Origin of the sequence: Haloferula sp. BvORR071 (genome assembly GCF_000739615.1) — a bacterium.
Taxonomy (GTDB): domain Bacteria; phylum Verrucomicrobiota; class Verrucomicrobiia; order Verrucomicrobiales; family Akkermansiaceae; genus Haloferula.
This window is the reverse complement of record NZ_BATP01000039.1, coordinates 115,796-135,526: the sequence shown is the minus strand read 5'-3', so window position 1 is coordinate 135,526 and position 19,731 is coordinate 115,796. Positions and strand designations below refer to the sequence as shown.

At 61.9% G+C, this 19,731-nt stretch carries 17 protein-coding genes; 7 read left to right on the top strand and 10 right to left on the bottom strand.

Translation table 11 applies throughout. From position 1 onward, the window contains the following. Nucleotides 1-155 precede the first annotated feature (155 nt). Nucleotides 156-419 (top strand): hypothetical protein, encoded by a 264-nt coding sequence (locus BV071_RS21290; RefSeq protein WP_265594719.1) that lies wholly within the window; start codon nucleotides 156-158, stop codon nucleotides 417-419. Nucleotides 420-447: 28 nt separating this feature from the next. On the opposite strand, the gene BV071_RS21285 is transcribed toward BV071_RS21290, so the two are convergent. From BV071_RS21285 to BV071_RS21275, 3 genes are all read right to left on the bottom strand, one after another. After that, complete coding sequence (locus BV071_RS21285) at nucleotides 448-1,149, bottom strand: hypothetical protein (RefSeq protein ID WP_035611595.1); 702 nt, start codon at nucleotides 1,147-1,149, stop codon at nucleotides 448-450. Between the two features lie 401 nt (nucleotides 1,150-1,550). Then, entirely contained in the window at nucleotides 1,551-2,567 is a 1,017-nt protein-coding gene (locus tag BV071_RS21280) for a hypothetical protein (RefSeq protein WP_035611593.1), read from the bottom strand. Next, complete coding sequence (locus tag BV071_RS21275) at nucleotides 2,560-3,111, bottom strand: RNA polymerase sigma factor (RefSeq protein ID WP_035611591.1); 552 nt, start codon at nucleotides 3,109-3,111, stop codon at nucleotides 2,560-2,562. The genes BV071_RS21280 and BV071_RS21275 overlap by 8 nt, the downstream gene beginning before the upstream one ends. An 81-nt stretch (nucleotides 3,112-3,192) precedes the next feature. Here BV071_RS21275 and BV071_RS21270 point away from each other — a divergent pair, with 81 nt between their 5' ends. Continuing rightward, a complete protein-coding gene (locus tag BV071_RS21270; protein WP_035611589.1) occupies nucleotides 3,193-4,137 on the top strand; it encodes a PmoA family protein in 945 nt (314 codons plus the stop codon). A 52-nt stretch (nucleotides 4,138-4,189) separates the two neighbouring features. Continuing rightward, nucleotides 4,190-5,620 (top strand): Gfo/Idh/MocA family oxidoreductase, encoded by a 1,431-nt coding sequence (locus BV071_RS21265; protein ID WP_035611587.1) that lies wholly within the window; start codon nucleotides 4,190-4,192, stop codon nucleotides 5,618-5,620. Between the two features lie 266 nt (nucleotides 5,621-5,886). Here the strand turns inward: BV071_RS21265 and BV071_RS21260 are convergent, their stop codons facing one another. The 4 genes from BV071_RS21260 to BV071_RS21245 all read right to left on the bottom strand — a co-directional run bounded on the left by BV071_RS21260 (nucleotide 5,887) and on the right by BV071_RS21245 (nucleotide 8,738). Then, entirely contained in the window at nucleotides 5,887-6,549 is a 663-nt protein-coding gene (locus tag BV071_RS21260) for an HAD family phosphatase (protein WP_035611585.1), read from the bottom strand. Between the two features lie 80 nt (nucleotides 6,550-6,629). After that, nucleotides 6,630-7,034 carry a GxxExxY protein gene (locus BV071_RS21255; RefSeq protein WP_052573699.1) on the bottom strand — a complete coding sequence of 135 codons (405 nt, stop codon included), beginning with the start codon at nucleotides 7,032-7,034 and terminating at the stop codon, nucleotides 6,630-6,632. A 378-nt stretch (nucleotides 7,035-7,412) separates the two neighbouring features. Further along, nucleotides 7,413-8,009, bottom strand: a complete 597-nt coding sequence (locus BV071_RS21250; protein WP_035611584.1) for a YdcF family protein — start codon at nucleotides 8,007-8,009, stop codon at nucleotides 7,413-7,415. Further along, on the bottom strand, nucleotides 8,010-8,738 hold the full coding sequence (locus BV071_RS21245; protein WP_052573698.1) for a DUF1003 domain-containing protein: 729 nt from the start codon (nucleotides 8,736-8,738) through the stop codon (nucleotides 8,010-8,012). A 109-nt stretch (nucleotides 8,739-8,847) separates the two neighbouring features. On the opposite strand from BV071_RS21245, the gene BV071_RS21240 reads away from it, so the two are divergent. Both BV071_RS21240 and BV071_RS21235 read left to right on the top strand, forming a co-directional pair. Then, nucleotides 8,848-10,167, top strand: a complete 1,320-nt coding sequence (locus BV071_RS21240) for a glutamate--tRNA ligase family protein (protein WP_035611580.1) — start codon at nucleotides 8,848-8,850, stop codon at nucleotides 10,165-10,167. Between the two features lie 565 nt (nucleotides 10,168-10,732). Then, nucleotides 10,733-13,966: a LamG-like jellyroll fold domain-containing protein gene (locus tag BV071_RS21235; RefSeq protein ID WP_265594718.1), complete on the top strand. Its 3,234-nt coding sequence runs from the start codon at nucleotides 10,733-10,735 to the stop codon at nucleotides 13,964-13,966. 67 nt (nucleotides 13,967-14,033) lie between these two features. On the opposite strand, the gene BV071_RS21230 is transcribed toward BV071_RS21235, so the two are convergent. Beyond that, entirely contained in the window at nucleotides 14,034-15,407 is a 1,374-nt protein-coding gene (locus BV071_RS21230) for a hypothetical protein (protein ID WP_035611578.1), read from the bottom strand. A gap of 157 nt (nucleotides 15,408-15,564) precedes the next feature. On the opposite strand from BV071_RS21230, the gene aroE reads away from it, so the two are divergent. Continuing rightward, on the top strand, nucleotides 15,565-16,467 hold the full coding sequence (gene aroE, locus BV071_RS21225) for a shikimate dehydrogenase (protein WP_052573697.1): 903 nt from the start codon (nucleotides 15,565-15,567) through the stop codon (nucleotides 16,465-16,467). A gap of 19 nt (nucleotides 16,468-16,486) precedes the next feature. On the opposite strand, the gene BV071_RS21220 is transcribed toward aroE, so the two are convergent. Together BV071_RS21220 and BV071_RS21215 are read right to left on the bottom strand one after the other, a co-directional pair. Next, nucleotides 16,487-17,623, bottom strand: coding sequence for a hypothetical protein (locus tag BV071_RS21220; protein ID WP_265594717.1), 1,137 nt, complete (start codon nucleotides 17,621-17,623; stop codon nucleotides 16,487-16,489). Nucleotides 17,624-17,632: 9 nt separating this feature from the next. After that, the gene (locus BV071_RS21215) at nucleotides 17,633-18,760 is read right to left on the bottom strand and encodes a hypothetical protein (protein ID WP_035611576.1); all 1,128 of its coding nucleotides are present in this window, start codon (nucleotides 18,758-18,760) and stop codon (nucleotides 17,633-17,635) included. Nucleotides 18,761-18,889: 129 nt separating this feature from the next. Here BV071_RS21215 and BV071_RS21210 point away from each other — a divergent pair, with 129 nt between their 5' ends. Continuing rightward, nucleotides 18,890-19,711, top strand: a complete 822-nt coding sequence (locus BV071_RS21210; RefSeq protein ID WP_081886142.1) for a TIGR00730 family Rossman fold protein — start codon at nucleotides 18,890-18,892, stop codon at nucleotides 19,709-19,711. The last annotated feature ends 20 nt before the right edge of the window (nucleotides 19,712-19,731 follow it).

The window sequence follows — 19,731 nt, the reverse complement described above, 5'->3', positions numbered from 1 at the left end:
GCCCTTCTGGAAAGGGGCGGCCCGTTACTATTTTCGGGTTGCATGAATTTGCAGGAGTGGCCGCGATGACAGCGACGCAGGCGCGATCATGGAGCGACTCTCCCACGGTGGCTCAGAGGATCGACGAGTTCTTATCTTTCCACCATGCTGAACTCGTGAGAACCGCGATCGACATTCCCGAGCCGCTCTACCGGCGGGCGAAGGCAAAAGCCGCAGAGCAGGGCACCACTTTGCGAGAGGTGATTTTGGCGGCCTTGGAAAGCGACCTTGGATGCTGGGCTGCGCTGGGCCGCTCAAAGGGCGAGCCTCACTCTGATATCGACGAGCTGGGCATACCGCGCCTTCGGCGCGCAAAGGACGACAGGACTGTTGTCACCGAGGAATTCCTCAACAACTTGCGCGAACAAGAAGGGATTTGAGGCAGTTCGCTCGCGGCTCCTACTTTCCTTACTTTGCCCGCTCCCCATAGGCCTCTCCTGCGGGACGGTCGGTCACTTCGAACTTACTCAATTGCAAGATCCAAACCTTGCTTGGCCAGCTGTCGGTCGCGTCCTGAGCTTTTTCCGTAGGATAGAGACCGACGCGAGTGAACTCGTCTGAGTCGAGCGCACAGGTCATGCTGTCCATGACCACAGCGGACTGGATTTTGGTGGTCCGGTTGAGCAGCGTCATATTGGCCTGATGGGAAAATGCGAAGGTGATGGTGCGTTCGGGATTCTTCACTTCCGTCACGACTTTCGGGGCACCCCAATTCTCACCTTCCTTTGCAAATTCAAGGTGAACCGTGTCTCCGGCATACAGGGTCAAGGTTCCCTCCGGGGATAAGTAAAAGCCCTTGGGAACGGGCATCTTCTTGCTGCTGCCGTCTTCGAGTGCGAGTTCCACCTCCCGCGCGGGGCGCATGTTCGGCCTCTCCTTCTCAAGCCAAGCCAGTACGAATTTCCGATCATCCTCGGAAAGCCTCGCGAGCGGAAGGGTGAACTCCTTGCCGTCGTTGCTCCTTTTGAGGGTCACATCGGCCGCGGTGGCGGTGATGATCTCGGCCAGCAATTCCTTGCCATCCGAGCTGGTGAACTTGCGCTCAGCGCCGTGGCAAGGGTTGGAGAGGGTGCCTGCGAGGAAGAGGGTGGATAAAATCGAGAGTTTCATTGGGTTGATCTCCAATAGCCCATCTTGCCGAGTTCGGGAAGATGCGGCGTGAGAAATGTTCACGCGCCCGGGTGCGGGTGAGTCGTAGCGCTCTGCGATCCCTTCGGGATCGGTATTCCTTGGCGCGGCGTACCGGGGATGTCGCTGCGCTAAATCCCCGGCTACTGCAGCTGCGATCCCTTCGGGATCGGGAGAGTTTGGAAGACCAAGGTGATGACAGCGTTTCCCGTGGCTTCCGCGTTCTCACGAACGCGCCTACGATATGAGGAGGAGTGAGGCGAGGATCTCACGATGCGGCTTGTGGCCGCCGAAGTTCGACGGTCATAGACGCGCCGCTACATGATGAAAGGCGGGGATCCCTTCGGGATGGTGGGAACACGAGACCCGGATCGCGAAGCCGATCACTTCTCCGTCTTCTCCACCGGGGCGGAGACGAAGAAGCTCTCCAAGCGCTTGGCATCGAAGTTCTCGCCGCCCATGAGGACGAAGACCCAGTCCTCATCTTCCCAGCGGGCGACGGACCACTTGCCATGCATGCGAATGTCGGGCTCGCCTTCGCCCTTTTTGGGCACGTGGCACTGCACGTCGCAGCGCTTGAAGGCGACAAGCCGGACTTCATCGCCCTTTTGCTCGAAGCAGACGAGGGCTCCGGTCTTGCCGGCGATCTCCAGCTTGCGGCAGCCGACGCCCGGTGCGCGCTTGAGGCCCGGCGGCAGGCAGGCATTCGGGCAGGGCAGGTCCGCGCCCTTCAGGTGTTCGAAGAGCTTGTGATGATCCTCATTCCGTAGATCGAGGGTGTAGCCCGGGTTCTCGAAAACCTTGATGGCCCCGTCTTCCACGCTGTTGATGCTGATCGGGACGAGAGCGCTACCCGGGTCCTCCTCTTCCTTAGGAGGCAAGGTAAGCTTGGTGTTACCGCCTTCCGCAGGAAGATTGACGACCAATTTGGTCTGTTTTGAAGAATTACCCGCCGGAGAGAAAACCAGCACCGCTACCGTGATGGCGGCAGCCGCCGCAGCCCCGATCGGCAGGATGAGCTTCCAAGGCATGCGGCGGGTCTTCCTCTCCGCTGCGGTGCGATCCATTGCGGCGAGAATCTCGGCGCGCAGGTTCTGCGGCGGGCGGATCGAGGCCATCGCCCCCATGATCGAGTGGTCGAAGCGGTCCGGCACGGCCGAGGCATCGCCCCGCTCGGCGGCCAGGCCGGCAAGGATCTCCTCCCGCAGCGAGAGCGGGATGGTCACCGCGTTGAGGGCATTCGCAAAGCCGGCATCGCTGGAGCGCTCGTGGGCCAGCCAGTCGCCGAGCTCGCGGTCCTTCGCGGCCCAGGCGAGGGCCTCGGCAAAGTCGGGGTTCTCCGCATCCGCGCCATCAGGGCGGAAGCAACGGAGGATGAAGCGGGCTTCTTCCTTATCCATGGCTGGCTTTTAGGGCCTCCGGTTGAAGTTGCAGGATGTTCTTGGGTGCACTCGACGGTTCCGCGGTCATGCGGCGGCGAAGCATCTCCTTGGCCCGCGAGATACGGGACATGACGGTTCCGATCGGCACGTCGAGGATTTCGGCGATTTCCTTGTAGCTGTGTTGCTGGAGGTAGAAGAGCGCGAGGGGGGAACGGAAAGTTTCGTCGAGCTCGCCGAGGAGTTCGAGGGCCCGCTGGCCATCCATCGTGCGCTCGGTGTCGTCATCCTCCGCACAAATCCGGCCGGCGACGGCCTCGGTCAGCTCCTCGTCGGAGTAGCGTTTCGACTTCCGGGCGTGGGCGAGGAACTCGCGGTGGAGAGTGGTGAAAAGCCAGGTCTTGGCCTTGTCCCGCTCCTTGAGCTGGTGGCCCTTCTGCGCCCAGATGCAGAAGGTCTGCTGGACCAGATCGGCGGCGGTGTCCGCACTCTTGGACAGCGACATCCCGAAGCGGTAGAGCGCTTCGTAGTGCGTATCGACGAGTGTTTCGAATTCCGAGGTCACTTGGTCTTGGGAGCCCTACTCAAAAGAGTTATTCCGCAATTTTCCATCGCTCAAGCGGCGTAGTGTGTCCAGTTTGCACCGATGAAAGCCCTTTTTGCCGCGCTGATTTTAGCCTGCCCCGCCGCTTTTGCAGCGGGGGAATTTACGATTTCACAGGACAAGGGCACCATCACGGTGAAGCTGGATGGGAAGCTCTACACCGAGTACCGCACGGACTCGCGGGTCCCCTACCTCTACCCGCTGCTTTCGTCCTCCGGCGCGGTGCTATCGCGGCACTGGCCGATGGAAAATGGCTTCGGCGAGGAGCAGGACCACCCGCACCACCGCTCGCTGTGGCTGAGCCACGGATCGGTGAACGGGGCCGATTTCTGGGCCTGGACGACCAAGGAGAGTGACCCGAAGATTGAGCACCGCGGGGTAAAAACCGCCGGGCCGAACCTTTTCGCGGTGAATCTGGCGTGGACCGCCTCGGGCAAGACCCTGCTGAACGAGGAGCGCAGCTTCGTCTTCAAGCAGTTTGACCCGGACACGACCTCGATCACGGTGACTTCCAAGCTCACCGCGGCGGATGAGGATGTGACCTTCGGCGATACCAAGGAGGGCATGTTCGCGGTCCGCGTCGACCGGACCCTGCGAATGACCGCACCGAAGGGCAAGGACCCGGCGGGGGCGAAGGGCCACATCGCGGACTCCGAGGATCGCAAGGACGGCGACGTCTGGGGCAAGAAGGCCAAATGGGTCGCCTTCAGCGGACCGGATGAAAAGGGCGAGCCGGCGGTGGTCGCGATGTTCGATCACCCCTCAAACTTCCGCTACCCGACCACTTGGCATGCACGGGACTACGGGCTGATGGCGGCGAACCCCTTCGGCATCCACGATTTCGAGGGCAAGAAGGACGAGCCGCACCTCGGTGACCATGTTCTCAAGAAAGGCGAGACGCTGACTTTCCGTTATGAAGTAATCCTCCACCACGGCACGATGGATTCCGCGAAACTGGCGGAGCGCTGGGCGGAGTTTTCCAAGTAAGCAAACCCGCATTCGCCTCAGTTTTTCGACTCAGCCTTAGCTTCCTCTTCCGATGAAACGCCGCCTCTTCCTCAGCTCTTCCGCCCTCGCCGGGACATGGTCCCTGCTTTCCCCACACGCGCTCGCACAGGGTGCCAATTCCGAGCTGCGGGTCGCGGTGATCGGCCTGAACGGCCGCGGCGGCGCGCACCTCGATGGGATCGTGAAGTCGAAGGGCGCCCGCCTCGTCGCGATCTGCGACTGCGACTCGAAGGTGCTGGCCAAGAACAAGGAGAAGCTGGAGAAGGACGGCTTGAAGGTGGAAGCCTTCGCCGACTACCGAAAGCTGTGTGAATCCAAGGAGATCGACGCGGTCACGATCGCGACGCCGAATCACACGCACGCGCTGATCGCCATCACCGCGGCGGCCAACGGCAAGCACGTGTATGTGGAGAAGCCGGTGTCCCACAATGTATGGGAAGGCCGGATGATGGCGAATGCGCAGGCGAAGTACAAGGTGATCATCCAGCACGGCTTCCAGCGGCGCTCGGAGACCGCCTGGGCGGATGCCTTCGAGTGGCTGGGCAAGGGCGAACTCGGCAAGATCAAGCTGGCGCGGGGCTTCTGCTACAAGCCGCGGCCATCCATCGGCAAGGTCTCCGGGCCGGTGCAGCCGCCTTCCGAGGTGGACTACGATCTCTGGTGCGGACCGCGCGAGATGGCGGAGGTGAAGCGCAAGCAGTTCCACTATGACTGGCACTGGCAGTTCCCGTATGGCAACGGTGACTTGGGCAACCAGGGACCGCACCAGCTCGATGTCTGCCGCTGGGCACTGGGCGATCCGATGACCCTGCCGCCGGTGGTGCAGTCCTGTGGCGACCGCTACGTGCACGACGATGACGGCGAATGGGCAAACACGCAGGTGGTCGTCCTCGGTTACGATCCCGCGCCGATCATCTTCGAAGTACGAGGCCTGCCGAAGAAGGATGTGGACTACAAGGCCGGCATGGACACCTACAAGGGCCAGTCGGTCGGGAACGTGATCGAATACGAGGGCGGCTGGCTCGCCGGCGGTCACTCGGCCGGTTGCGTGGCCTACGACAAGGATGGCAAGGAGCTGAAGAAGTTCGAAGGGGGTAAGTCCCACTTCCAGAACTGGGTGGACTCGATCCACGCCGGAAAGCAGGAGCACATGCTCAGCGTCGAGAATGCGCACGTGTCCTCGGCACTGGCGCACATCGGGAATATCTCCTGGCGCTTGGGAGAGAAGACTGCGCCGGACAAGGTGCGCGAGGCTTTCCAGGACCCACGGGCGGCCGAGGCGGTGGAGCGCATGGAGGCACACCTCACGGCCAATGGCGTCGATTTGGAGAAGAAGGGCATGCACCTTGGACCGGTGCTGACGCGTGACGGCATGAAGGAGAGCTTCACCGGCGCCTCGGCAGAGAAGGCGAATGCGATGCTGAAGGAGAGCTACCGGAAGGGATTTGAGATCGTGGTGTAGTCACTCCGCACTCAGGAGTCTCAAAGGAGCGACCGGGAGAGAGCCCAGGATTTTCCCGGAAGACACATCGCCCCCGAAATTGGGGGCCGGGAGCTTAGCGGCTCCAGATGGTCTTCTCATCCGCGACCTCCTCGCTCCCCTACAGGGAGCCAATCTTGTTAGACACTGAACCCGGGGTTGCGCGCTGCGCGCTTACCCCGGGCTATCTCCCGGCCGCCCCTTTGGGGCTTTTGAAAAAGGGCCTAGCGGCTGCGCCTCGGCACGAACTACCACAAACCTCGTAGCCAAGCCACGCTGACCTCCTCAAGGGAGTTCACGATACGATCCGGATTCTCGGGAGCGAGAGCTTCGGCGGGATGAGATGTCGTGACGCCGACGGCTTTCATGCCGCCGGCCTTTGCGGCGCGGAGGCCGACTTGGGCGTCCTCGATGACAACACAGGAGGCGGGATCGGCACCGAGCTTGGCAGCGGCTTTGAGGAAGACCTCGGGATCCGGCTTGCCGCGCATGACGTCTTCTGAAGCGGCAATATCCTGGAAGTATCCGGCGAGGCCGGTGAGTTCGAGAACGCACTCGACATTCGGCCGCGGGGTGGAGGTGCCAATTGCGCAGGGAATTCCGTTGGCCTTGAGATCTTCCAATAAGGCCACCACACCCGGCAGCGGCTCGATGCCCTCGGCTCGCAGAATTTCGCGGTAGAGGCCTTCCTTGCGGTCCCCGAGTTGTTGAATGCGCTCCTTGTCACCCTCCTCCGCCCAGCCGAGGAAGGGCAGGATGCTTTCGTTCCGTTGGCCGAAGGTGGAGTGGAAGGTTTCGTGGCTCAGCTCGTGACCGAGCTCCGCGGCCAGGGCGAACCAGGAACGGCCGTGGGCTTCGTGAGAATCGATCACCACGCCGTCGAAGTCGAAGAGCACTGCGGAAAGAGGCATGGCGGAGTTTCGTTTCGAGCGGCGGCGATGGCAAGCCGGTGGTGGTGGCGGAAAGTTTCTCTCCAATGGTACCGGCGTTCTTAAACCAGCGACACAGACGGGTCTTCAGGCTCGGACTTCTGGTTGCCCACTACCCGCTTCCACCGCAAGTGTGAGTCTTTAAAGCTGACAAGGAGGGCGACTGAGAAACCTGTGATCGTCAAATATCCAAGCATCTGCGCTACATGCGTATCGTTGAAGGCAGCGACGACCTTAGGGTCCACAATGACCTTTCCATCCACCAGCAGATCGGGGACCAACTTCCCGATGTATTGCCCACGATAGTGGACTGGAAACTCTCGTTGCTGATCCACCACATGCCCTCGATTCCGAAGTTCAATGACCAAAGCATTCTCGTAGAGCTTTTCGTCCAAACCTGGACGCAAAGCGTTCAGCACTTCAATCGAGGCACCGATGATGCTCTTTGTAATCTCCTCGTGGAGCATGGGGAGATTTGAACCACGGATAACACGGATGTCGCGGATATTTGATTCCCCTCAGCCATGCCGTCTGTGTCATTCGCGGCCACCTTCTTCGCTGCGACAACCCGGAAGTGGACACCGCGCCAAAGGGACCGCGATCCCTTTGCTTCGAGAGATTCGAACCACGGATAACACGGATTTCACGGATATTTGATTCCCCTCAGCCATGCCGTCTGTGTCATTCGTGGCCACCTTCTTCGCTGCGACAACCCGGAAGTGGACACCGCGCCAAAGGGACCACGATCCACTTGCTTCGAGAGATTCGAACCACGGATAACACTGATTTCACGGATATTGAATTCTCTTAATCCGCGACATCCGTGTTATCCGTGGTTGAAATCATTATTTCCCGATCACCCGGTAGAGCCCGGAGAAGAGGACCTCGCGCGCGAGGAAGGGGGCTTTGCTGATCCACGAGCGGTAGCGGCTGGTCGGCGTGCCGGAGGCGACGGCGTGGAGCTGGAGGTCCTTGGCCATCATCATCGCGCGGCTGAGATGGTAGGGATCGGAGACGATCACGGCGTTGCTCCAAGAGTTCTCCTGCATCACACGCTTAGCCTCGATGAGGTTCTCGTGGGTGGTGTGCGAGCGGTCCTCGATGCGGATGCGGTCCTGCGGCACGCCAAGTTCTGTTAGATAGCGCAGCGCGCACTCGGATTCCGCGTGTGCAGTCGGAGTGGCCCTGCCACCGGTGAGAAGCAGCGTTCCTACCCTTCCCTGCCGGTAAAGTTCCAGGGCATGTTCCAGACGCCCTTCGAACACGGGCGAGGGCTCGTCATTCACGAGAGCCGCACCGAGCACGATCGCGCAATCATAATGGCCCGCCGTCACCAGCGGCGCGTAGCTGGCGATACGCCAAGCACTGATGCCGGCCAGCACAGCAGCCGCCAGGATCAGCACGGAAAGCCAGCGCCACCATCGTCGCACACTCCGCTTCATTCACGGCGAATTGGGATCTTCCCTGGCCTCGCCCTTCTTTGGCTGGTCAAGGATCCGCTGGAGCAGCTCGGTCTGGTACTGCTGGATCTCCATCAAGCGCTCCGAATGGCTGAGCAGGAGGTGGTCGATTTTCTCGTGCAAGTGGCGGATCTCGAGTTCCGCCTTCAGATTGATCTGGTAGTCCTGCATCGCCTCCTTGCGGTCGTGTTCCTGTTGGCGGTTCTGGCTCATCATGATGATCGGCGCCTGAAGCGCGGCGATACAGGAGAGCAGGAGGTTGAGCAGGATGAATGGATAGGGATCGACCGCCTTGCCGCCGAAGAGTTGGAGAGCATTGAGGAGGATCCAAATGACCAGGAAGCCGCCGAAAATAATGATGAAGGTCCAGCTCCCGCCAAAACTGGCGATCCGATCCGAAAGACGCTCGCCGAAGGTCGCCTTGCGGTCCTCTTCTTCCTCGGTCTCGGGACGTTCGGAGAGCAGCTCGCGGTCGCGGAAACTGTCGATCACCTCGCGCTCGAGGTCGGTAATCTCGCCGATCTCGTTCTGGAGCGCATCCTCGATGTAGGCAGAGCGGAGCTGGTCGAGGGCCTCCCGGCCGATCTCCGCATCCTCCGCCAACTCCGGATGGCGGCGGCGGATGAAGGTCTTGAGGAGAGGGCGGACGGCGTCGAGAGGCACCAAGTCGCGGTCGTCGCACTCCTTGCCGGTGATGGCGCACCTGTTCATGGGTGCGATCCTGAGGCCCGGCTTCGCCCGGTCAAGGCCGGGGCTCCGGGCAAGATTGGCGCGTCTCTGCCCTTGGCGAGCGGCCCGGCACCCCTACACTGCGCCTCCCATGTCCGTTCCCGTCCGCACGCGCTTTGCCCCCTCGCCCACCGGCTACCTCCATGTCGGCGGCGCACGCACCGCCCTGTTCAGCTACCTTTTCGCCCGCAAGCACGGCGGCGCCTTCGTGCTGCGCGTGGAGGACACCGACGAGGCCCGCAACACCCAGGAGGCCCGCGAGGCGATCTTCTCCGGCATGAACTGGCTCGGCCTCGATTGGGACGAGGGCGAGGGCAAGGGCGGCGACTACGGCCCCTACAACCAGAGCGAGCGCCTGGCGATCTACGACAAGTGGTTCGAGGTGCTGCGCGAGAAGGGCCGCGTCTACGAGGACGGCGGCGCCTGGCGCTTCCGTTTTGAGCGCAAGCCAGTGGTGATGAATGACCTCGTCTGCGGCGAGGTCACGATCGACTATCGCGATGAGTCGAATACTCCCGACATGGTGATCCGCCGCTCGGACGGCTCCTATGTCTTCCATTTCGTGAACGTGGTGGATGATCTGGAGATGAAGATCAGCCACGTGATCCGCGGCGAAGATCACCTGATGAACACGCCCAAGCACTTGCAGCTTTTCGAGGCGCTGGGTGCTCCCGCGCCGCTGTATGCGCATATTCCGCTGATCCAGAATCCTAACGGCTCGAAGATGTCCAAGCGCGATGTCGGGGCTGCGGTGGGCGACTATCCGCGCCAAGGCTTCGTTGGTCCCGCGGTGATCAACTTCCTGGCATTGCTGGGATGGTCGCCCAAGTCGGATGAGGAGATCTTCACGATGGACGAGCTGATCCAGCGTTTCTCGCTGGAAGCGGTGAATCGCGCGCCAGCCCGCTTCGATGCAGAGAAGTGCGCCTGGGTCAACCAGCAGCACCTGCTGAGGATGGATGCCGCCGGCTTCGCGGAAGCAGCCAAGCCATTCGTGGTGGAGGCCGGCTTGCCGACTGGTGATGGCTACGCTGCCGTCGCGGGCTTGGTGCGGGAGAAGGTGCGGCTCCTCTCGGAAGTGCCTGCTGCGATCGGCTTCTTGCTGCAGGACCAGTTCGACTTTGAGCCGGAAGCCTTGGAAAAGGTGCGTGGCAATGCCACCGCCAAGGATCTGCTTGCGGCGCTGGCCGCCGATTTCGCCAAGCTCGGCGATTGGTCGGCAGACACCGCCAAGCACCAGATCGGCGAGACCGCGAAGGCCGCAGGAGCCAAGCCAGGGCAACTCATGTTCCCGGTGCGAGTCGCGCTGAGCGGCAAGTCCGGCGGGCCCGATCTCGGCGACATCCTCGGCCTGCTGGGCCGCGAGCGCTGCGCCAAGCGACTGGAAGATTTGGTGGCCAAGCTGGCCTAATCCAACCGGCTGCGGCTGGCTTTCTGAAAAAGGCCGGGGAGCATCTCCCCGGCCTATTTTGTGCCTATCCGGCACATGTTTGGCCCGAATATTGCATTCTGAGGGCGGCAACCGAGCAGACGGACTGCGCTTTGACAGCGGATGTCAGAAAAAAGTTATCTACAAATCTGTCGCTTCGTTCACAGGCCACACCGGTTTAGTCGGATGACGGAAAAAGTTCAAAGCCCCGCGCGGGAGGAGCAATCCAGAAAGAGGCTCCGATTGCATCATGTTGCAGGATTGCATTTGAACTTCAATGCATAAGACCACCCCGCCCAACTCGCTTCAAACGCAAGGGGACCTGCAGAAAGACTCCTAACAAGTCGATGGTGTCCCCAAAAAGGTGACAACAGGAGTGCACGGATTTCTGTTAGCCAAGTTGTCGGACACCTCGCGGATTGCGGCAACATCATACCAAGCCGCCCTCGCTTCGTTTTCAGCCTCCTTGACTTGTGGGCCTTATCGGGCTCGTTTGTTCGAACCACGGCTTCTCTGCCGTGGGAACCCAAGACCCCGGATAAACCCCGTGAACAAGACCCAAGAATGGCGGAGCTATCGCCTGCTCCGCGGGACCACTGTGTCCTTATGTATGGCGTGGGCCAGCGCACACGCAGGCCTCGTGGCAGACTGGACCGCTGACACCTATGTCGACGGCCAGAACTGGACCTCGAATACTGGAAGTATCGTAGCAACCCCCTCCGGCTCGCCGATTGCGACGCCCAACGCCTTCAACACCCACAAGGGTGTTGATCTCGATGGGGGCAGCTACTTCACCGTGGCGGCGGCAAACAACCCGATCGCCAATGCCTCCGCCATTACCTTGGTGGCGGTATTCCAGCCGCTCAACACCGGCGCGACCGGCGACTACTGGTGGCAGACCAGCGGCCTGATCGGCATGGAGCAAGGTGGCTCCACCAACGACTGGGGCCTGGGCTGGAACGGCGACCGCGTGAACGCCGGCGTCGGAGCTCCGGATACCACGGTGTTCTCGAAGCCGATGCCCTATCCGCAGCCGATCGTGGCGATGTATACTCTGAGCAATGGAGTGCAACGCCTCTACGTGAACGGCACGCTGGTCGACACCGACTACTTCGTGAACCCCAGCGCGCTCAATCCCGGCAAGTTCGCCTTGGGAGCCATGACCGAGAACGGCAACACGCCCTTCAGCGGCAAGATCGCGGAACTGCGGCTCTACAACTCGGACGAAAGCGCGAACGCCACGACCATCTACTCGTCGCTGCGCGGCAGCTACTTCGCCGACCTGAACGTGGCCCCGGCGAAGTTCACCACCACCGGTGGCACGATCGTGGTGGAGGATACGCCCGGCTCGACTGCCGCTACCTCCGGCACCCTTGAGTTGCTGGTGAACGGCGAGGGCGTCCCCGCCATCGACCTCACCCGCAACAAGGTGGGCACCACCACGACCATCACCTTCAACAAGGTGCTGACCCGGGGGACGGAATACACCTTCGACCTGACCCTCGCCCGCCAAGGCGGCACCGACCAACTCATCTTCGGCCGGGCGCGGACAGCGCGCCTGCCCGCCAGCATTCCGGGGCAAGCCGGTAGCGTCGGCACTTGGGGTATCAGCGAAACGGTGACGCCAGCCGATGGCGCTCCGGGCAACATCGCCGACGTCTTGGCCCTGATCACAGGGGCGACCCCACCCGCACCGGTCAACGGCACTGCGCCGGTTTTCAACCACAAGGACCCGGACACCAACGACAAGTTCGGGTCCGGGAACTTCAACAACGACTTCCCGATTCTCACCAACACCGCGGCAGCGGACAATTGGGCAGTGGTTGGCAAGACCCAGGTTTCGATCCCAGCCCCGGGCATCTACACCTTCTCGGTCCACGGCGATGATGGCTTCGCAATGCGCGTAACTGGCGCGGGCGGCGGCCGCTTCATCGCCACCGGGGGCGATGCCCAATACGACCTCGGCGATGGCCAGACCATGTTCCGCGACGGTGGCACGGGCGACTCGAACTCGCGCGGTACCTACCAGTTCGACGCGGCGGGCACCTACGACATCACCTACCTCGGCTGGGATGGCGGCGGCGGCGGCTACTATGAAGTGGCTTGGGCACCGGGCGGCTTCGGCATGGACCGTGACACGAATACTTGGAGCCTTGTCGGCAATCCGGGCGATCCGAGTGTTCCTGCCTTCCAAGAGCGCTTCGTGACCACCCTTCCCGGCCCGCTGTCCACCGGTCCTGGCTTTGGCATGCGGTCCTATCGCAACGCCGGCGGCATCGGCAGCCTGAATGATGCGAACAACTTCCTGGCCAACACCACCCGCACCCCTGCGGATCCGGATGGTCTGACCGCGGAAGCACAGGTCCCCTACATCAACCATCGCGACCCGAACGACGGTGGCGGCGGCAGCATCCCCGGTGACCTGCCCTTCCCCGGCAACACCGAGCAGGCGGACGACAACGTGGTCACCACCGCAAAGGGCCGCCTGAACATCACCACCGCCGGCCCCTATACTTTCTGGGCCCAAGGTGACGACGGCTTCATGCTGCGTCTCAGAAAAGTTGGCGGCGGAGCGCCCCCGAACTGGCGCCGTGCCACCAACCCTGAAAATGGCGGCGACGGCAAGTTCGAGGCCTCGAACCCCGACGAGCTCTTCTTCAACGGGGGCACCGGCAACTCGAATACCCGTGGCATCATCGACCTCGCGGTCGGTGCCTACGACATCGAGTATATCCACTTCGAAGGTGGTGGTGGCTTCTGGAACGAGCTGACTGGCGCAGCGGGCGAATGGCCTCACGGCCTGAACCCGCCGGGCGGTTTCCAACTGGTGGGCTTTGTCCCGCCGGCTGCTACTGTTGTGCTTCCTGGCATCGCCGATCCCGGTTGGACCGTGGAGAGCAGCGAGGTGAAGATCGTGAACAACAACATCGCCGGTGCCGAGCAGCGGCTGGAGGACACGCTCGCCAACCCGAACGCCCCGGCGAACAAGATCAGCACTTGGGACAAGCTGGACTTCTTCGATCCACAGGATGGCACCCAGGGAACCTTCCCCGGGACGAATCCTTGGCCCCTGAACACGGACCAAGCGGAGAATGACTTCACGATCCGCGCCAAGGGCATCGTCAACATCACCGAGGCTGGTAACTACCAGTTCGGCTTCCAGGGTGATGACGGCGGCTACCTGTATATCTACGGCGTCGGCGCAAATGCCGATCCGGTGATCAGCTCGATCGTCTCGACCAACCACCCGGGCGTCGCGGCCATCGGCCAAGCCCCGAATAGCACGGTCAACAATGCGATCCGCGTCGACACCGGCACCGGCAACAGCCGCACGGTGGTGAGCGTCCCGCTGAATGTTGGACAGTATCGGATCCAGACTCTGGTCTTCGAGATCGGCGGCGGCTTCTTCTGGGAAGTCTTCGGCGCGAAGGCTCCGGTCGATCCGAGCTTCGTCCTGCCACTGCTGGTCAAGGGCCCGGGTAGCACGGTGAACGTCGCTTCCGGCCTGGCAACCATCGCGCAAACCAGCACCAAGCCTCCGGGTTTCGCGGTCACCAATGTGGTCGTTTCCAAGGGACCGCCGACCACTGCTCAGCTGACCTTCGGCTCGCAGAGCGGATCGACCTACCGGGTTGAAGCCTCAACCATCCTCAGCGGATGGATCACTGTGGTCCCGAGTGTGCCGGCGACGGGCAACAGCACCACGGTCAACGTGAACCTCGCCAGCTTCCCGACTCTGAACGGGCAGCCCAAGGTGTTCTTCCGGATCCAGACCAACTGACGAGACAAGCATCATCAGCCTCAAAGCCGTCGCCGGTTCATCCGGCGGCGGCTTTTTCTATACTGAGCTATCGCCGTTCGGCCGGAAGGCGATCCCACCGCCTGAGCTCGGCCAGGGCACGACTCGCTGCGGGGTCCGCACCTGCCGCCGCTGCTAACCAAGCGACGTTGATCTCCTTCTCATAAAGCCACAATTGCACGAGAAGTTTCCTGACCGCCGGATCTCCGTGTGCCCATGCTTTCGACCATGCCGCACAACCCGATTCAGAGGTCAGATCATAGCCGGCTGAGAGCTCAGGCTTGAAGCGTTTCCACCACGCGCGCCACGAATCCAGGTCGTCGGCAGGAATGTCTGCGCCGGTCATCTCCTTCAAAGCATGGAGCGCCCTTACGGACAAAAGGCGATCACTGGAGCTGGCTCGATCAAGGAGAGCGGGAACGAACTTTGGATGAGCGTAGTAGATCATCCGATTGAAGAGCGCTCCCTCTTCATTCATCTTATCCGCGCCTTTGATCTCGGTAGCCAGCCGTGAGAGAGGCGGGATGACGGCGGAATTCAAGGATCCTCCAGACTCGGGTTCCAAGCCACCCAGCACATCAAACAACTGAGGTTCTGATCCCTCCACGAAAGGGAGCAGGGCCTCGATTGCCCTCGCGGAGTCGAGCCGAACGAGGGCCCAGATAGCGGCATATCTGACTTCGCTCCCATGAGCGCGTCCCAAAAAGGGTGAAATCGCATCGAAGGATTCCGGAGCCAAGGGGATCAATCTCGCCAGATCGATCAGCACACGCTGGCTCTTTCCTGCGGAGGACCTCTTCAAGCAATCGAGAATCTCCGCGTGATCTTCCAACGATGGATCCTTCAGACCAACCGCCAAACTGTTCAGGTGGTACCCCGCTCCCTCGCTCCAAACCCGCTGATGCTTCGCGTCGGGATCATGCTTCAGTGCGAATTCGATTATCTTCGCGGTCCTGGTGGCAGATCGGGGCAAGGCGAGCAGCCCCTCGCGCTCTTCCCTCGCTATTCTTGCCAAGCGGAGATCCTCCATGAATTGCTGCCGCGTTATCCCCAAGTTCCCGATCACCATCGATCCACGGTGACTCCAAGCCATGCCGTCCTTGAATCCCACAAGACCATTCCCATTGGGCACGGAGGCAGGTTTCCCGCTCTTATCGATTTTGAGAAACGCGACCACATCCACCCGAAATCCTGCAGGTGCTTGCGCCCGAAGTTCACGAAGGATGATGGACTCCTTCGATATCTGTACCCTGTCCCCGACCTTTACCGGCCCCGCGACTACTTCTGAAACAGACAGAAGCCCGTCTTCATCCACACTCCCCACGAGAATCTGTTCAGCCTCTCCCACGCTGGAGTCCAGGTCAAAGGCTGGTGGCGGACTCAGGGCCACCGCGGTCGCAACGGATGCGACGATGACCGCCAAATGGCAAAGAATCCTGCGCGGCAAGCTTGTCATTCGCTGAGTATACTCGCCCCTTCAACGGACCGCAGCAGGACTTTCTTGGGCTACGATGTGACCTCCCGCGGATTGACGCCCCCGCGGCCTACCCGCCATGCTCCCCGGGCTTCACCTCCGCTGCATGTCCGGCCCGCTCCATACCCTCGACGATCTTTCCTCCCGCGAACGCCTGGATGCCGGGCACGACAAGCCGGCAAGGCTGGCGGTGATCGGCTACCCGGTGGCGCATTCGCTCTCGCCGCGCATGCACCAGCCAGCCTTGGATGAGGCGGGAATCGAGGCACGCTACATCAAGGTGGAGGTCGAGCCCGATCAAGTGGCACGGGCCTTCGCGCGGATGGCGGAGCTGGGCTTCATCGGCTGCAACATCACAGTCCCACACAAGTTCGAGGCACTCGCCGCCTGCGATGAGGTGGATCCGGGAGCCCGCCAGATGGGCGCGGTGAATACCGTGGTCTTCCGCGATGGCAAAATCACCGGTTACAATACCGATGGCTACGGCTTCGAGGAAGCGGTGCGCGAAACGCTCGGCGTCACTCTGCCCGGAGCCCGCGTCCTCATCGCGGGAGCCGGCGGCGGTGCTGGTGGTGCCATCGCCACCCACTGCGCAGCCCGCGGCGTGGCCAAGCTGGTCCTGCTGAACCGCAGCTTAGACAAGATCCAGGAACTCGCCAGCCGCTTGCACCGCTATCATGGCGAAGTGGAGATCGTCACCGCGGGGCTCGACGACCCTCAGGTGGAGCATCTCGCCGCCAGTTCGGATCTGCTGGTGAACACTTCATCGCTGGGCTTGAAGGCGGAGGATCCGTCGCCGCTTGCTCCAGAATGCTTCAGCAGCCGCCATGCGGTCTATGATACGATCTACCGTCCTGGCACGGCCTTCCAGGAGGCCGCCAAGGCCGCCGGAGCTCGGGTCGGCACCGGGCAGGCGATGCTGCTGCACCAAGGGGTGAAAGCCTTCCAGATCTGGTTTCCTGGCAGCGATCCCGTAGCGGCAATGCGGCGCGGTCTGGCCGGCACCTGAGACAAACAGACCGATCTGCTTACTTGCCCTCCTCCGCCTTGATCGGAGTGAAGGGCAGCTCCAGCCAGTGGGGTGCCAGCAGCTCGGTGATCTCAAACTTCCGCTCTTCTCCTTCGCCGCCGCTGCGCTTCAGCTTCACGTGCAGGCGGATCATGTCCGGGGGATCGTGGACGAAGGCCTTGCTGCGGAAGGCGCCCTGATTCTGGGCACGAGCGGCAAAGGCTTCTTCAATCGCGCGGCCCAGCGGCGTCGCACGGGTCACGCGGATTTCCGGCGAGGGCAGGGTGGCCTCCCCGGGTCGGCTCTCGCGGGGAATGGTCAGAACCAGTCCAATGCTCTCCGCGCTGCGTCCGGCAGCACCGATCCGTTCCCGGGCCAAAACGCGAAAGGTTCCTTCTCCATCGCCGGCCCCCGTAAGGAAGAGCCCCCAAGGTTCGGAGCAGGAGCGTACGAATGCATCCCAGTCCAGCTTCCAATCACCGTTCTCCTCGAAGAACACTGCCTCAAGGATCTTGCCGTTTTTCCTGGTCCACAAGGTTTCAATCCCGGGGCCCACCGGCGTGTGGATGACGTTCCTCATCGCAAGCTCCAGATCCTGGCTTTGGTCCAGGTCCGGGTTCTCCTGGTAGTAGCGCAGCAGCCGCGACACCGTGTCTTTGGACCGCAGGACATGTAGCGAGCGGGCAGCCGCATCTGTCGTCTCAAGGAACTCCGTCCAGTGTTTGGCCGCTGCCATGCCATGATCCTCCAGCAGACGCACGTCCTCATCGGGAAGTGCTGCGTTCTGATCGACGAAGTTACCCGGTGGCGTCGGCGGCACATCCGGCCAGATTCGCTTCAAGAAGAAGGTGCCGACCCCGAGAACGACCAGCCAGCCCACCACAAAATACATCAGGTAGTGGGCCTTCTTCTTGGCCTGGCGGCTCTGCTGGCGTGACTGCCGGGGCCGGTCACGACCATGGTGAGAATCCCCTTTACGGACCTTGCGCCGCACCCGCACCAGCTCTGGTTCCTGTTCTGGGGCTCCGGTTTCGCCCCCGGTGACGGGATCATGCCCACAGGACGGACAGTCGCCACGGCGCGCGGGATCTGCTGCCGCCTTGAAAAGGGCTCCGCAACGACTGCAGTGGAACCAAGCTCCCGGAAGATTGCTCACGGCCTCTTGCTAGGGAGTGACCCAACCTTTGTGAAGTACCTCTGTGATCAGGAACACGTTCACACCCGGAGCATGGGGACCCGTGACCTTCAAGATAAGCGGGACCGACTTGGCGGCCGACAAAATGCGGGAGTTCTCATCCAGATCTTTCCTCAAAAATTCGGCCTCGGGGGAACTCTTGGGGACGAAGGCCCAGACGAAGTCTTCGCCGGTAAGATCCGTGAGCTGATAGGAATAGTAGTCAGCCTCGGGATAGTCCGGCGTGAAGAGTTTCGCCGGGCTTACCTTGACGCGCACCAAGGAATCCTTCGCCTTGGAACCGGCATGGAGCTGCGCGACGGTGAAATCGCCCTCCCCGCAGGTGGCCTCCCAGTCCACCTTCAATTCACTACCTTCGCGCACAATCTTGACCTCGAAGGGTTCAAAATTGCCCTTCTTGCCGACCAAGGTCAGGGACTCCCACGCGGGGTTATCCTCGATGAAATTCGAAACCTTCGTGCCGTATGCCAAAAATTCATCCGAACCCCAAGGCCGCCAATTCGCCAGCACTTGGTCATGCACCCGGTCAGCATGTCTGATCAGCGGAAGAACCTCATCGGCCGACTTCGCGGCCGCGTAGCGCTTCAAAAGCTCCACCGCCTGCGGGAAAAGCGATTCGAAATTGTTCAGCCAATAGGCGCGCTCCTCAGCGCGCGGATCCAGCTTGGCCTGGATCTCCACCGGTGCCACCTGAGGGGATGCAGATTGGGCATTCCGGCCCTTGAGTTGGGCAACCACTGCCACTGCAACAAGGGCACAAGTGCCGATGCCCATGCCCACCGTCCAGCGCGTGATATTGCGGCGCTTTGCCTGGCTGCGCGAAACCCGCGGTTCGGCCGGGCCGACTTCACTCATGTCGCGCGCCTGCACTGGATCCATCATGTCCCCCGCTTCCAGACGGTGGACCGGGCCCTCATCCTCGGGCTCGTCGCGGACCAACTTGCGGGCGGTACCGCCACCAATGCGCAGGCCGATCTCAAGATTGCGGACCTCGCGCTCCCCGGCGGGAGACGCAGCGCCCCCTCCGATCACGCGGACCTTCAAGCCTCCGTGCCCGTCCTCGCCATCCTGTGCCTCGATCCGTTTCTGCGGAAGCATGCCTTGGCGCGGAAGCTGGCATCGAAATTTCCGGGCCGCAAGCTTTCGGAACCCCGATCTGCCGCAACCCTGAATCCGCCCCGATTCCCCGTGGCGCGGTCCCCGATGCCGTGTTAGACAAAGTTGACCATGACTCCGCCCGATTGCCCGAATCTGCCACAACCCACTGAGGAGCATCACATCAGCGAGGCAGAGATCCGCGAGGAAGAGCGCTTCGAGCTGGAAAATCCAGATCGCGGCTTCCTCGCCGGGCCGCGATCCCGTCTCCACGACATGAGCACGATTTTCCGTGTCGGGTTGGATTTCCTGCACGCCTTCCGGACCCTGCACTTCGTGGGCCCGGCAGTGACAGTCTTCGGCTCAGCGCGGATCCAGCCGGGAACCGCCTATTATGAGATGGCGCGGGAAGTCGGTGCGGCAATCGCCAAGCTCGGTTTCACCACCATTACCGGCGGCGGACCGGGGATCATGGAAGCAGCCAACCGTGGGGCGCACGAGGCTGGCGGGCGCTCGATCGGGGTGAACATCGAGCTGCCCTTCGAGCAGCACCTGAACCCCTATGTGGACCGCTCGGTCACGATGCGTTACTTCTTCACCCGCAAGACTATACTGATCAAATACTCATACGCCTTCGTGGTCCTGCCGGGCGGTGCCGGCACGCTCGACGAGACCTTCGAGACCATGACCCTGATCCAGACCGGGAAAATCCGGAATTTCCCGATCATCCTGATGGGCAAGGACTACTGGCAGCCGCTGATGGACTTCATCTATCACATGGCGGAAGCCGGGATGATCAGCCCCGCCGACCCGGACCTGATTTTCTTCACCGACGACGTGGCGGACGCCATGGCCCACCTCCAACGGCACGCCGTCCGGCAATTCGGCCTGCGCCGCCACAAGCTGCCGACTCCAAAACCGGTGCTCGGGGAGAAGGGTGTGGAGGCGTCCTAGAGCGGACTGGGAAGATCCAA

Bases quoted from the DNA above. Each gene is read 5' to 3' on its own strand.
- BV071_RS21260 (WP_035611585.1), bottom strand. From the start codon at position 6,549: ATGCCTCTTTCCGCAGTGCTCTTCGACTTCGACGGCGTGGTGATCGAT.
- BV071_RS21270 (WP_035611589.1), top strand. From the start codon at position 3,193: ATGAAAGCCCTTTTTGCCGCGCTGATTTTAGCCTGCCCCGCCGCTTTT.
- BV071_RS21245 (WP_052573698.1), bottom strand. From the start codon at position 8,738: ATGAACAGGTGCGCCATCACCGGCAAGGAGTGCGACGACCGCGACTTG.
- aroE (WP_052573697.1), top strand. From the start codon at position 15,565: ATGTCCGGCCCGCTCCATACCCTCGACGATCTTTCCTCCCGCGAACGC.
- BV071_RS21250 (WP_035611584.1), bottom strand. From the start codon at position 8,009: ATGAAGCGGAGTGTGCGACGATGGTGGCGCTGGCTTTCCGTGCTGATC.
- BV071_RS21285 (WP_035611595.1), bottom strand. From the start codon at position 1,149: ATGAAACTCTCGATTTTATCCACCCTCTTCCTCGCAGGCACCCTCTCC.
- BV071_RS21215 (WP_035611576.1), bottom strand. From the start codon at position 18,760: ATGCTTCCGCAGAAACGGATCGAGGCACAGGATGGCGAGGACGGGCAC.
- BV071_RS21255 (WP_052573699.1), bottom strand. From the start codon at position 7,034: ATGCTCCACGAGGAGATTACAAAGAGCATCATCGGTGCCTCGATTGAA.
- BV071_RS21265 (WP_035611587.1), top strand. From the start codon at position 4,190: ATGAAACGCCGCCTCTTCCTCAGCTCTTCCGCCCTCGCCGGGACATGG.
- BV071_RS21210 (WP_081886142.1), top strand. From the start codon at position 18,890: ATGACTCCGCCCGATTGCCCGAATCTGCCACAACCCACTGAGGAGCAT.
- BV071_RS21280 (WP_035611593.1), bottom strand. From the start codon at position 2,567: ATGGATAAGGAAGAAGCCCGCTTCATCCTCCGTTGCTTCCGCCCTGAT.
- BV071_RS21240 (WP_035611580.1), top strand. From the start codon at position 8,848: ATGTCCGTTCCCGTCCGCACGCGCTTTGCCCCCTCGCCCACCGGCTAC.